The organism is Actinomadura sp. NPDC000600, from assembly GCF_040492135.1.
Classification (GTDB): Bacteria; Actinomycetota; Actinomycetes; order Streptosporangiales; family Streptosporangiaceae; genus Spirillospora.
The window spans coordinates 1-13,252 of the sequence record NZ_JBEUPD010000053.1; the positions used below are offsets into that span (position 1 = coordinate 1).

Annotated in this window: 10 protein-coding genes and 1 pseudogene; 9 read left to right on the plus strand and 2 right to left on the minus strand. The window is 75.4% G+C overall.

The window, feature by feature from the left end; all coding sequences use genetic code 11:
* The 5 genes and pseudogenes from ABWI07_RS40625 to ABWI07_RS40645 form a co-directional block, all read left to right on the plus strand.
* Positions 1–481: pseudogene (locus ABWI07_RS40625) on the plus strand (TRAFAC clade GTPase domain-containing protein); the annotation flags it as partial.
* Between the two features lie 2 nt (positions 482–483).
* Positions 484–2,706, plus strand: a complete 2,223-nt coding sequence (locus ABWI07_RS40630; RefSeq protein WP_353821786.1) for a GAP1-N2 domain-containing protein — start codon at positions 484–486, stop codon at positions 2,704–2,706.
* The gene (locus ABWI07_RS40635; RefSeq protein ID WP_353821787.1) at positions 2,703–4,424 is read left to right on the plus strand and encodes a TRAFAC clade GTPase domain-containing protein; all 1,722 of its coding nucleotides are present in this window, start codon (positions 2,703–2,705) and stop codon (positions 4,422–4,424) included. The genes ABWI07_RS40630 and ABWI07_RS40635 overlap by 4 nt, the downstream gene beginning before the upstream one ends.
* Before the next feature lie 114 nt (positions 4,425–4,538).
* Complete coding sequence (locus ABWI07_RS40640; protein WP_353821788.1) at positions 4,539–5,150, plus strand: malonic semialdehyde reductase; 612 nt, start codon at positions 4,539–4,541, stop codon at positions 5,148–5,150.
* Between the two features lie 22 nt (positions 5,151–5,172).
* Complete coding sequence (locus tag ABWI07_RS40645) at positions 5,173–6,417, plus strand: multidrug effflux MFS transporter (RefSeq protein ID WP_353821789.1); 1,245 nt, start codon at positions 5,173–5,175, stop codon at positions 6,415–6,417.
* Between the two features lie 28 nt (positions 6,418–6,445).
* Here ABWI07_RS40645 and ABWI07_RS40650 read toward each other — a convergent pair whose 3' ends face one another.
* The gene (locus ABWI07_RS40650) at positions 6,446–7,081 is read right to left on the minus strand and encodes a TetR/AcrR family transcriptional regulator (RefSeq protein WP_235037304.1); all 636 of its coding nucleotides are present in this window, start codon (positions 7,079–7,081) and stop codon (positions 6,446–6,448) included.
* A gap of 183 nt (positions 7,082–7,264) precedes the next feature.
* On the opposite strand from ABWI07_RS40650, the gene ABWI07_RS40655 reads away from it, so the two are divergent.
* The 4 genes from ABWI07_RS40655 to ABWI07_RS40670 all read left to right on the plus strand — a co-directional run bounded on the left by ABWI07_RS40655 (position 7,265) and on the right by ABWI07_RS40670 (position 12,452).
* Positions 7,265–8,245: a phosphotriesterase family protein gene (locus ABWI07_RS40655; protein WP_353821790.1), complete on the plus strand. Its 981-nt coding sequence runs from the start codon at positions 7,265–7,267 to the stop codon at positions 8,243–8,245.
* 88 nt (positions 8,246–8,333) lie between these two features.
* Positions 8,334–9,419, plus strand: coding sequence for a S1C family serine protease (locus tag ABWI07_RS40660; protein WP_149263639.1), 1,086 nt, complete (start codon positions 8,334–8,336; stop codon positions 9,417–9,419).
* Positions 9,420–9,477: 58 nt separating this feature from the next.
* Complete coding sequence (locus ABWI07_RS40665; protein WP_353821791.1) at positions 9,478–11,760, plus strand: FdhF/YdeP family oxidoreductase; 2,283 nt, start codon at positions 9,478–9,480, stop codon at positions 11,758–11,760.
* Between the two features lie 56 nt (positions 11,761–11,816).
* A complete protein-coding gene (locus ABWI07_RS40670; protein ID WP_353821792.1) occupies positions 11,817–12,452 on the plus strand; it encodes a DUF1707 SHOCT-like domain-containing protein in 636 nt (211 codons plus the stop codon).
* Here ABWI07_RS40670 and ABWI07_RS40675 read toward each other — a convergent pair.
* Complete coding sequence (locus tag ABWI07_RS40675) at positions 12,449–13,156, minus strand: TetR/AcrR family transcriptional regulator (protein WP_149263641.1); 708 nt, start codon at positions 13,154–13,156, stop codon at positions 12,449–12,451. The genes ABWI07_RS40670 and ABWI07_RS40675 overlap by 4 nt on opposite strands.
* Positions 13,157–13,252 lie beyond the last annotated feature (96 nt).

Here is a 13,252-nt window from a genome sequence, read left to right on the forward strand (position 1 = left end):
CGTGCCCGGCCCGCGCGCGCCCGGCGGCGGCCCGCCCGGCGACGGCGGGGAGCCGCTGGACGTCATCGCGCGCGTCACCGAGGCGCTGCGGCCGCGGCACGGCACCCGTCCGGGCGAGCCGCTGCCCGTCCCGGTCGCGGTCGCGCTCACCAAGATCGACGTGCTGCGGCCGGGGCTGCTGCGCCAGTCGGCGCTGCACCGGTCGCGGTCCGGCCAGGGCGTCCTCGACCTGGACGACAGGGACGCGGTGCACGAGCAGGTCCGCGCGCTGCTGCACGACTGGCAGGCGGGGCAGCTCGACACCTACCTCGGGCAGCAGTACGCCGACCACGCGCTGTTCGGCCTGTCGGCGCTCGGCGGCGTCCCGGAGGAGGGGCGGGTCGGGCCGGGCGGCGTCCGGCCGTACCGGGCGGAGGACCCGCTGCTGTGGCTGCTGTACCGGTTCGGGATGCTCGACGGCGTCCGTCCGGGAGGGGCGTAGCGGTGGCCTGGCAGCTGCACTACACGTCGGCCCGGCGGGGGCCCACCGGCCGGGCCGGGTTCCAGTTCGTCGCCGAGACCCCCGGCCTGCCCGACGGGACGCGGGCCGCGGTGGCGCCGTACCTGTCGTACCGCCCGCCGCCGGACGCGCCGCCGTCCCCGGGCGACGCCGAACTGGACCTGTTCCCCGTCTCGCTGCTGTACGACGAGGTCGACGGCCGCCCGCTGCTGCTGCGCTGCCGCTACCTCGGCCGCGACTACTCGGGCCGCTACGGCAACTTCTTCGCGCACGCGGTGGTCGCCGAGCCCGAGGAGCTGGAGGGGCTGCGCCCCGCCGAGCTGTGGCACGCCGCGCACTGGGCGCCGCTGCCCGCGCCGGGGGGCGTCCTCGACCCGCTGGAGGAGCTGACTCCGGGGTCCGCGCTCGATCCGGAGGCCCTCGCGGGGTGGCTCGCCGCCGCCGGGCCGGGCGACCCGTACGCGCTGCTCGCCCATCTGGTGGACGCCGTCGCGGGCGTGCTTGGACGGGGCCACGGGCGCGTCGTCCTCGTCGCCGACGACGTGGAGGCGATCGCCCGCTGGATCGCGGTGGTGTCGTACTCGCTGCCGGTCGCGGCGGCGGCCCGGCTGTCGTTCACCACTTACACCGCCGACCCGGACGGCGCCGCGCAGCGCCTGGTCGGCACGACGCCCGCCGTCTGGGCCACCGCCCAGAACCACGCCTCGCACGCGTCCGCGTTCGAGCTGCGCCGCGGCGCTCCGGACTTCCGGGCCAGCCGCTTCGCCAGGACCGTCGCCGGATGCTGGCGCGACCGCGACTTCGGCGGCCTGGACGCCCTCGCCGAGCTGGCCCCGCCGGACGACCCCGCGCGGGAGGGGGCCGCCGCGCTGCTGGCGCTGTGCCGGGGCGACGCGACCGTCACGGCGGACGAGGAGGGCGCGGCGGCCGAGCTGCTGGCGCGGCGCGGAACCGCCGTACCCGGCTGGGTGTGGCGCGATCTCGTCCCGGGCGTCCCGTCCATGGGCCTGGGCCTCACGCTCGCCGTGCACGCGCGGGCACAGGAATCGGGGGCCGCCGACCTCGCCGCCCGGTGCGAGCTCCGCGTCGGCGAACTGGTCTCCGAGAGGCTCGCCGGGGCGTCCCGGCTGGCGGACGTCGTGGAGGCGGCCGGGGTGGCGGAACGGGCCGGGGTCCGGGTCGGCCCCGGCGAGGTGGCGGCGTCGGCGGCACGCTGCGTCCGGCAAGGCCCGGCCGGGCTGAAGGACGCGCTCACGAGCTGCCCGGCGGGGCTGCGGGACGCGCTGCTGGACGGGATCGTCACCGGGCTCGCCGATGCCGGGGACCGCTCCGCCGTCCTCACGCCCGAGAACTGCGACCTGCTCTACGAGCACGCCGGGCGGCTGCGCGCGGCGCCCGGTGTCGCGGTCCCCGTGCTGGCGTCGGTCGGGCGGCGGCGTCCCGGCCGCCGGATCGCGGTGACGGCCGAGCTGCTGCGGCTGGACGGCGGTGAAGCGGGCGCCGTCGACGCGGCGGTCCGGGAGGTCTGGGCGGCGCCCCCGTCCGCGGCCGAATGCCTCGACCTGCTGGACGCCTGCGGGCCGGAGCCGCCGCCCGCAGCACTGGCCGAGCTGCCGTCCCGGACCTTCGCGCGGCTCGCGGGCACCGGCGGCGACGGCCTCACGGACCCGGCGACGCTGCGGCTCGCCGAACGGGTCCGCGCGCTCCTGCCGGACGGGCGCGCCGCGCGCGACGCGGCCCTCGTCCAGGCGTACGGGATGGCCATCACGGCGGGCGCGGCGCGGGCCGCACGGGCGCTGGAGAGCCTCGCCGACGCCGGCGGCGCCACCGAACGCCTCGCCCGGGAGGCGTTCGCCGACGCGGCGCGGCGCCTGTCGCTGCGCCCGCCCGCGTTCCGGGCCGAGCTGCTGGCGGCGGTGCCCGCGCCCGTCCGGGCGCGGCTCGCCGCGCGGTGGACGGGCGAGCTGCCCGACCGCGTCCGCGCCGGCCGGGCCCCGCTGCGGGGCCGGGAGGTCGAGCGGCGCAACGAGCTGGTCGAGACGGTGCTGCGGCTGCGCAAGCGCGGCGGGGCCGAACCGTCGCTGGAGGCGTGGGCCCGGGCCGCGGCCCGGCGGTGGCTCGCGGCCAAGCAGCTCGACTCCCATCTGGCGCGCCGCCCGGAGCTGCGGGCCGAGCTGCGGGACCTCCTCGCGGAGGACGCGCGGTGAACCCCGTCATCGTGCTGCTGATGATCGCCGTGTGGCTCGGCGCCATGTGGCTCGGGTTCATGTACGTGTTCCCCGTGCTGTTCGCCGCGACCCTGGTCGTCGCCGGGGCCGCCGCGCTCGGCGTGTACTACGTGCACGCGTGCCGCACGCTCGCGCCGTCCACGCTGGAGGGGCCTTCGCCGGTCGCCCCGCCGGAGACCGCCTACCGGCACTACCTGCTCGGCCAGGTGTGGCGCGACTGGTGGACGATCAGCCGCACGGTCGTCCCGCAGGTGTACCGGACGGCCCGGAGCGTCGTGCTGGCCCTGACGCGGACGCTGCTCGGCGGCCCGTGGGGGTTCTTCGCCTTCCCGGTCTGGCTGGCGCTGTGCGCGGGCATCGTCGCCGCAGCCGTCCCCGCGTCGGTGTTCGTCCTCGCGCTGACCGTCCTGTACGGGCTGGTCGCGGCGGTCGGGCTGGCGGCGTGGCTGGCGTGCGTGCTGGTCCTGGCGGCGGTCGAGCGCGTCTTCATGGGGTACGCCCGCATCCTGCAGACCTGCCCGCACCCCTTCTGCTACGAGCGGATCGGGCTGCCGGAGTACGCGTGCCCGAACTGCGGCGCGCGGCACCGGCGGCTCTCGCCGGGGGCGGGCGGCGCGTTCCGGCACGTGTGCCGCTGCGGGGCGCGGCTTCCGACGACCGTCCCGCTCGGGCGCTTCCGCCTGGCCGCGTACTGCCCGCACTGCGGCGGGCGGCTGCCCGAGCGCATCGGCCGCGTCCGCGTGGAGCCCCTGCCGTTCGTGGGCGGACCGGCCGCCGGCAAGACCACGTTCATGGTCCTCGGCATCCGGGCCCTGCACGCGCGGGCCCGCGCCGTCCACGGGCGGCTGTCGTTCGTCGAGCAGCGGCACGCGCAGGCGTACGCGGGCGCGATCCGCGAGTTCCAGCGCGGCGGGCGCCTCGCCAAGACCGGCCCCGAGCTGCCACTGGCCACCATGGTGGACGTGGAGCTGCCAGGCCGCGCGAGGCGCATCCTCTACCTGTTCGACCCCGCGGGCGAGCACTACACGGGCGCGACGGAGGTCGAGTCGCTGCGCTACCTGGACCACAGCGAGGCGCTGCTGTTCGTCGTGGACCCGTTCGCGCTCCCCCGGCTCCGCCGGTCCCTGACCGGGGACGAGCGGGAGTTCGTCGACGAGGCGGCCGCGTCGTCGGAGGAGGACCCGGCCGACACCCTGCAGCGGGTGCTGAACGAGCTGCGCTCCCGTCCCGACCAGGGCCGGCAGAAGCGGGTCGCCGTCGTCGTCACCAAGACCGACCTGCTGGCGCGCACGGAGATCGGCCGCGGCCTGGACCCCGACGCCGACCTGCGCGCCTGGCTCGACCGCGTCGGGCTCGGCAACACCGTCCGCACCCTCGACCAGGTCGCCGCCCAGGTGCGGTACTTCGCCTCCGGGCTCGGCACCGAGCCGGCCGACGTCGCGGACCTGCTCGGCTGGGTGACCGGGCTGCCCGCCGCCGGGGGCGCCAACGGCGACCGCGCGCTCACCGACGTCCCGGCGGAGCTCCCGGGGACCGCGCCGCTGCGCGCCCCGTGGCCGGTGCGCGGCCGCGGCTCCGGCCGCGTCCCCGCCGGGTACCAGGTCGGCCGCTGGGCCGTGCTGGCCGGGCTGTCGGTCCTGACCGTCGCCACCATCGCGGGCGCCGCCCTCGCCGCCGCCGAGCGCCTCCCGTTCTGACCTCCGGACCGGCGCTCCCGAGCGGTGTGACGGATCGCACTTCCTGACACGGAAGATAACGGACCGTCTTCGGCTTGTCCCATCGGAAAGAATCCCCGTCCGAGAGGCCCCGCCATGACGACGACCCTGACCGAGACACCGCTCGTCCTGGACCCCGCCGCCCAGGAACTGCTGTTCCGCGAGGCGCGCACCGCCAACTCCTTCACCGGCGAACCGGTCGCAGAGGAGCAGGTCCGCGCCATCTACGACCTGGTCAAGTGGGCCCCGACCGCCATGAACATCCAGCCGCTGCGGATCGTCGACGTGCGCAGCCGGCAGGCGCGCGAGCGGCTCGTCCCGCTGATGAGCGAGGGCAACCGCGCCAAGACCGCGACGGCCCCGCTGACGCTCATCGCCGCCGCCGACGAGGACTTCCACGAGCACCTGCCGGTCACGTTCCCGCATCGTGCGGGCGCCCGCGAGGCCCAGCGCGACAACCCCGGCCGGCCCGCGACGGCCCGGTTCAACGCGGCCCTCCAGATCGGCTACCTCATCCTCGGGATCCGCGCCGCCGGGCTGGCCGCGGGCCCGATGGCCGGCTTCGACGCGGACGCCGTCGAGAGGGAGTTCTTCCCGCAGGGCGGCGTGCGCCCCCTCCTCGTGATCAACGCGGGACACCCCGCCCCCGACGCCTTCCGCCCCCGCAACCCGCGCCTCGACGCCGCCCAGGTCATCACCACGGTCTGACCCCGCCCCGCTGGAGACCCCCATGACCGAGGCCGCCGCCTCCTCCGGCTCCGATCTCTCCCCGCCCCGCGCGGGCGGCCGGAGGCCGGTGCTGGTCCTCGTGCTGGGCGCGCTGACCGCGCTGGCGCCGCTGTCGATCGACATGTACCTGCCGGCGCTGCCCCGCATGTCGGCGGACCTGTCGACGGGCGCGGCCCAGACGCAGCTCACGCTCACCGCGTGCGTCGTCGGCCTCGCCCTCGGGCAGGCGGTCGCCGGGCCGCTCAGCGACGCGCTCGGCCGCCGCCGCCCGCTGCTGGCCGGGCTCGTCCTCTACGCCGCCGCGTCACTGCTGTGCGCGGCGGCGCCGACCGTGGAGACCCTCATCGCGCTGCGGCTGGTGCAGGGCGCCGCCGGGGCGGCCGGGATCGTGATCGCGCGGGCGATCGTCCGGGACCTGTACGACGGGGTCGCCGCGGCCCGGTTCTTCTCGGTGCTGATGCTGGTGAACGGGCTGGCGCCGATCCTCGCGCCCGTCCTCGGCGGGCAGCTGCTGCGGATCGTGCCGTGGCCGGGGGTGTTCGCGGTCCTCGCCGCGATCGGCGTCGCGCTGTTCCTCGGCTCGCTGCTCGGGCTGGCGGAGACGCTGCCGGCCGGCCGGCGCGAGACGGGCGGGCTGCGCGCGGCGGCCGCCGCCGGCAAAGCGCTCGCCCGGGACCGGGCGTTCGCGGGGTACGCGCTGACGATCGGCCTGTCGTTCGGGGCGTTGTTCACCTACATCTCGGGATCGCCGTTCGTGCTCCAGGACGTCTACGGCATGTCACCCCAGGGGTTCAGCATCGCCTTCGGCGCCAACTCCCTCGGGATCGTGGCCGCGGGGCAGGCGGGCGCGCTGCTCGCCGGACGGGTCGCGCTGGCGCGGCTGCTGGCCGCCGGGCTCGCCGTCGTCGCCGCCGGCGGAGCGGTCCTGGTGGCGGCGGTCCTCGCCGGATGGGGCCTGGCCGGGATGCTGCCGGGGCTGTTCCTGGTCGCGGCCGGGCAGGGGCTGATCCTGCCGAACGCCACCGCGCTGGCGCTGGCGGGCCGCCCGCCGCGGGTCGCCGGGACCGCGTCGGCGCTGCTCGGGGTGACCCAGTTCGCGCTGGGCGGCGCCGCCGCTCCGCTGGCCGGGGTCGCCGGACCGGGCACCGCCGTCCCGATGGCGGTGACCATCGCCGCGCTCGCGGCCTTCGCCCCGGCCGCCGCCGCTGTCGCCTCCCGCGCGCCGAGGGCCGCTGCGCAGCCCTGAACCGGGCCTGACCCGCCGACCGGCGCCGTCAGCCCGCGGGCCGGTCCAGGGCGCCGAGGATGAACCCGGCGACCTCGTCGGCGAGCCGGGACGCGGGCTTGGGGCCGTTCGAGCGGTACCAGGACGGCATCTGGTTGACCATGCCGAGCGCCACGATCGTGATCGTCTCGGCGGGCGTGCCGGTGCCGAACACGCCGTCGCGCTGGCCCTGCTCGATGAGGCCCCGGAACGTCACGTGGTAGCGGCGGCGGTCGGCGCGCACCGAGCGCATCCGGGCGTGGTCCAGCCGGTGCATCTCGCGGGCGAACACCTTCGCCTCGTCGATGTGCTCCGCGGTGCTGCGGATCAGCCCGGTCAGCACCGCGCGGACGGCCTCGCGCGGCGGCAGGCCCCGCGCCAGGACCGCGCCGAGGTCGGCGAGCTGGCGGGCGATCAGCGAGTGGTAGATCTCGTAGAGCAGATCGTCCTTGGAGTCGAAGTAGTGGTAGAGCGCGCCCTTGGTGACCTGGGCGGCCTCCACGATGTTCTGCACGGACGTCCCGTCGAAGCCGCGCTCGGCGAACAGCCGCAGCGCCGCGTCCAGGATCCGCCGCTCGACCGCGCTCTGCCGGACGGGCGCGGTGGACTCCGGCACCGGGCCGGAGGCCGATCCGGGCTCGGTCACCTGGGGCACCTCCTTCGCGCGCGGGCATTGACTCCGTTGTGTCCCGCGCCATAGCTTGCCAGAAACCGACCGGTCGGTATGCGCAGGGCCAGTATGCACCCGCAGCCGCGTCCCGCACCGCACCTCATACGCACGGCCTCACACGCACCGCAGCCTCTTCACGCACCGCAAGGGGGAGAACCGATGCCCGCAGTTGAAACCGTCCGCGGCCCCGTCGACGCCACCGGTCTCGGGCGCACGCTGATGCACGAGCACGTCTTCGTGCTCGGCGCCGAGCACGTCCAGAACTACGGCGCGGGCGACTGGTGGGACGAGGAGGAGAAGGTCGCGGACGCGGTCGGCAAGCTGCGCGAGCTGGCCGGGCTCGGCGTCACCACCATCGCCGACCCGACGGTGTGGGGGCTCGGCCGCTACATCCCGCGGATCCAGCGGATCAACGAGGCGGTGCCGGAGCTCAACATCATCGTGGCGACGGGCATCTACACCTACAACGACCTGCCGTTCCAGTTCCACCACCGGGGCCCCGGCACGCTGGTGGACGACGGCCCGGACCCCATGATCGCCGACTTCACCCGCGACCTGACCGAGGGCATCGCCGGGACGGGGGTCAAGGCCGCGTTCCTCAAGTGCGCCGTGGACGCCCCCGGCCTCACCCCCGGCGTCGAGCGGGTGCTGCGGGCCGTCGCCGCGACGCACCGCGAGACGGGCGCGCCGGTCACCGTGCACACCGAGAGCTCGATCCACGCGGGCCGGCCGGTCCTCGGCATCCTCGGCGAGGAGGGCGTGGACCTCGCCAAGGTCGTCGTGGGGCACGCGGGCGACAGCAACGACCTCGACTACCTGATGGAACTGGCCGACACCGGCGCGATCCTCGGCATGGACCGCTTCGGCCTCGACATCATCAACCCGACCGCGGACCGGGTCGCCACCATCGCGGCCCTGTGCGAGCGGGGCTACGCCGACCGGATGGTCCTCAGCCACGACGCGTCCTGCTTCATCGACTGGTTCGGCCCCGACCCGGCGACGGTCCCGGCGATGCAGCCGAACTGGAACTACCGGCACATCAGCGAGGACGTCCTGCCCGCGCTGCGCGCCGGCGGCGTCTCCGACGCCCAGATCGACCAGATGCTCGTGGAGAACCCCCGCCGGTACTTCACCCGCTGAGCCCGCCCGGGCCAGATGCCTCCTTCCGCACGGACTATTCCCCCGGAATCGGGAATCATGGGAGGAACCTGCGGGAGGAGGCTTCGAGGTGAGCGAGGATTCCAGGCGCGGCCGCGCCCGCGCCGCGGTCCCGTTGCTGCTGGCCCTGCTCCCCGCCCTGCTCGCCCCGGGCTGCCGGGTCGTGGAGAGCGGGAGCCCGCAGGACGTCCCGCCGGCCCCCACGGCGACCAGGAGCAAGCACGCCAAGCCCAGCGGGCGCCGGCCCGGCGTCGTCAACATCGAGACCGAGCAGACGCTGAACGGCACCCGGGCCGCCGGGACGGGCATCGTGCTCACCCCGTCCGGCTTCGTGCTGACCAACAACCACGTCATCCAGGGCGCCACCGCGATCAGGGGCACCGACGTCGACGACCGCCGCACCTACACCGCGCAGGTCGTCGGCTACGACCGGACGGGCGACATCGCGGTGATCCGGCTGTCCGGCGCGGCCCGGCTGAAGCCCGCCGCGTTCGCCTCCGCGCGCGGCGTCGAGATCGGCGACACGGTCACCGCCGTCGGCAACGCGGGCGGCAAGGGCGGCACGCCCGCGGTCGTCACCGGCCGGGTCACCGCGCTGGAGCAGTCGGTCACCGCGCGCGACGACAGCAACGGCACCTCCGAGCGGCTCACCGGCCTGATCGAGACGAGCACCCCGATCAGGCCGGGCGACTCCGGCGGGCCGCTGCTCGACACCGCGGGCAAGGTCATCGGCATCAACACCGCGGCGTCCGCCGGGATCGCGACGAGGGGCGCCGAGCAGCGCCAGGACCACCGCGGCTACGCCATCCCGTCCGACCGGGCGCTGGAGATCGCCCGGCAGATCCAGCGCGGCGAGGCGTCCTCGACCGTGCACATCGGCCGGACCGCGATGCTCGGCGTCAAGGTCCGCCCCAACGGCCGCTCCCCGGGCGCGCTGGTCGCCGACCTCGTGCCCGGCTCCCCCGCCGCGGCCGCCGGCGTCCCGGTCGGCGCCGTGATCGTCGCCTTCGGCGACGCCGCCGTCGACACGCCGTCCACCCTCACGACCCTGATGCTGGCCCACCACCCGGGCGACGCCGTCCGGATCGAGTGGACGACGCAGCAGGGCGAGCGCATGACGGGGACCGTCCACCTGACGGAAGGCCCGCCCCAGTAGCGTGCTCGGGGCGCGCCGCCGTGCGAAAGTGGGGATGTCGGCCGACCAGGAGGACCCCATGACGCGCAAAGCCCCCGCCGATGACTTCGACGACGCCGGTATCGAGGTCTCGGAGCCGAAGACCTGGGCGGCGGGCGTTCCCGGGGTGACGGCCGCGCTGCGCCACTCGCACGCGCAGATGGGCGTGCGGCGCACCGCGCTGACGCTGCTGCGCGTCAACCAGAAGCAGGGGTTCGACTGCCCCGGGTGCGCCTGGCCGGAGGGCGACCACCGGCACGCCGCCGAGTTCTGCGAGAACGGCGCGAAGGCCGTCGCGGAGGAGGCGACGGTCCGGCGCGTCACCCGGGAGTTCTTCGCCGAGCACGGCGTCGCCGACCTGGCCGGACGCTCCGACCACTGGCTCGGGCAGCAGGGGCGGCTGACCGAGCCGATGGTGAAGCGCGCCGGGTCCGAGCACTACGAGCCGCTCTCGTGGGACGAGGCGTTCGGCCTGCTCGCGTCCGAGCTGAACGCCCTGGAGTCGCCGGACGAGGCCGTCTTCTACACCTCCGGCCGGACGAGCAACGAGGCCGCGTTCGCCTACCAGCTGTTCGCGCGGGAGTTCGGCACGAACAACCTGCCCGACTGCAGCAACATGTGCCACGAGTCGTCCGGGTCCGCGCTGAACGAGACGATCGGCATCGGCAAGGGGTCGGTGCTGCTGGAGGACCTCTACCGGGCCGACCTGATCTTCGTCGTCGGCCAGAACCCGGGGACGAACCACCCGCGGATGCTGTCGGCACTGGAGCGGGCGAAGAAGGAGGGCGCCCGCGTCATCGCCGTCAACCCGCTGCCCGAGGCGGGGCTGATGCGGTTCAGGAACCCGCAGCGCCCCGCCGGGCTGACCGGGCGGGGCACGGTGCTGGCCGACCGGTTCCTGCAGATCCGGCTGAACGGCGACCTCGCGCTGTTCCAGGCGCTCAACCGGCTGCTGCTGGAGTCGGACGCCCCGGGCGCCCTCGACCGGGAGTTCCTCGACGCCCACGCGCACGGCTTCGCGGCGTTCCGCGAGCACGTCCTCGGCCTGGACTGGGACGACGTGCTGGAGGCGACCGGCCTCACCCGCGCGGAGATCGACGCGACGCTGCGCGACGTCCTCGGCGCCGAGCGGATCATCGTCTGCTGGGCGATGGGCCTCACCCAGCACCGCAACTCCGTGCCGACGATCCGCGAGATCGTCAACTTCCTGCTGCTGCGCGGCAACATCGGCCGGCCCGGCGCGGGCGTCTGCCCGGTGCGCGGCCACTCCAACGTGCAGGGCGACCGGACGATGGGCATCTGGGAGCGGCCTAAGCCCGCCTTCCTGGACGCCCTCGCCGCCGAGTTCGGCTTCGAGCCGCCCCGCGAGCACGGCCTGGACACCGTGGAGGCGATCCGCGCCATGCGGGACGGCCGGGCGAAGGTGTTCCTCGGCATGGGCGGCAACTTCGTCCGCGCCACCCCCGACTCCGCCGTGACGGAGGCGGCCCTGCGCGGCTGCCGGCTGACCGCGCAGGTGTCCACCAAGCTCAACCGGTCCCACGCGGTCACCGGCGAGGTGGCGCTGATCCTCCCGACGCTCGGCCGCACCGAGCGCGACGTGCAGGAGACGGGGCCGCAGCTCGTCTCCGTCGAGGACTCGATGGGCATGGTGCACGCCTCCCGCGGCCGTCTGGCCCCGGCGTCCGGGCACCTGCTGTCGGAGGTCTCGATCGTCTGCCGGCTCGCCAGGGCCGCGCTCCTCGGCTCGGGCACCGGCTGGGAGGCAATGGAGCGCGACTACGACGTGATCCGCGACCACGTCTCCCGGGTCGTTCCCGGGTTCGAGGACTTCAACGCCCGCCTCCGCGAGCCCGGCGGCTTCACGCTCCCCCACGCGCCCCGCGACGAGCGCAGGTTCCCGACCGCGACCGGCAAGGCCAACCTCACGGTGAACGAGCTGGAGGTCCTGCGGGTCCCGGAGGGGCGGCTGCTGCTCCAGACCCTCCGCAGCCACGACCAGTACAACACCACGATCTACGGCCTCGACGACCGCTACCGCGGCATCAAGGCGGGCCGCCGCGTCCTGCTCGTCAACCCCGCCGACCTGTCCCGCCTCGGCGTCGCGGACGGCGCGACCGTCGACCTCGTCTCGGAGTGGCCTGACGGCGCCGAGCGCCGCGCCCCCGCCTTCCGCGCCGTCTCCTACCCGACCGCACCGGGCTGCGCGGCGGCCTACTTCCCGGAGACGAACGTCCTCGTCCCGCTCGACAGCACGGCCGAGATCAGCAACACCCCCACGTCCAAGTCCGTCGTCATCCGCCTGGAGCCCGCCAGGCCCTGACCCCGCGGCGAATCGGACCTCCGGCGCGGCGGCCGGTCCTGGTCTAGAGTGCGGGCATGACGAACCTCCCGGAGCATCCCGGAACGCCCGGTACGCCGGAGATGCGGGCCGGTGACGCCGACCGCGAGCGGGTCGCCCAGGTGCTGCGGGACGCGGCCGGCGACGGGCGGCTGACGCTGGCCGAGCTGGACGAGCGGCTGGACGCGGTGTACGCGGCCAAGACCTACGCGGAACTGGAGCCGATCACCCGGGACCTGCCGTCGCCGGACCGCGCGGCTCCCCCGGCGACCGGGTCGGACTGGCGGCCGGTGCCGGGCGCGCCGTCCTGGCGGAGCGGCATCGGGATCATGAGCGGGTTCCGCCGCGCGGGCGTGTGGAACGTCCCGAGCAGGTTCAGCGCGTTCGCGTTCTGGGGCGGCGGGAAGATCGACCTGCGGGAGGCCCGGTTCGAGGAGGGCCAGGTGGTGATCCGGGCCCTGGCGATCATGGGCGGGTTCGAGATCATCGTGCCGGACGACATCACCGTGCACGTCAACGGGCTCGGGATCATGGGCGGGTTCGACCAGCGGGCGAGCGGCCCCGGCGCGCCGGGCTCCCCCACGGTCGTGGTCAAGGGCCTGGCCTTCTGGGGCGGAGTCGCCGTAAAGCGCCGCGCCCGCCGCAAGGCCGGGCAGCAAGGGGATTCGGACTAGTCGGAGAGGCGGTCGAGCCACTCGCCCAGCAGGGCCGCCTCTGAGGCGGTCAGTCCCGTTTGCGGGGCCGTCTGGAGGGCCGCCTTCAGCGCCACCGCGCGGGACGTGAGCGGCGAGTCGGCCGGGCTTGCCGCGTCCTCGGCGCCGCCGTCCTCGGTCACGGCGGCGAGGACGGCCTCGCGGGTGCGGACCGAGGCGTCCCGGTCGGCGGAATCGCCGGCCGGGCTCGCGATCAGCGTGAGGGCGACCCCGACCCCGGCGGCGTGGATCATGCGGGCGGCGGTGGCGACCGGGACGCGGAGCCGCCCCGCCTGGGCGACGGCCTCGACCAGGCCCAGCAGGATGCCGTACGCCTCGCCTGCGGCGGCCGGGGTGCGGGGCGTCCCGTACATCAGCGTGTAGAACGCCGGGTGGGTGACGGCGTACTCGATGTGCAGGTCCCAGCCGCGGCGCAGGTCCTCGACCGGGTCGCCGGTGCTGCCCTGCGCCCGCTTGCTCGCCAGGTACTCCTCGAACCCGCGGGCGGCGACGGCGTCGAACAGCCCGCGTTTGTCGCCGAAGTGGTGGTACAGCGTGGGGGCCCCGACCCCGGCGGCGGTGCACACGGCCCGGGTCGACACCGGCTCGCCGTCCGACTCCATGAGCAGCCGCGCGGCCGCGCGCAGGATGCGGTCGCGTGTGTCGGGGTCCTTCTGAGCGGTCACAACAACGATGTTACAGAACTTCCGGAGCAGCGTTATGCTGGCTCGTATAGCGTGACTATAGTTTGCGTTATACCGACGCTATGGCGGGCCGCCGGC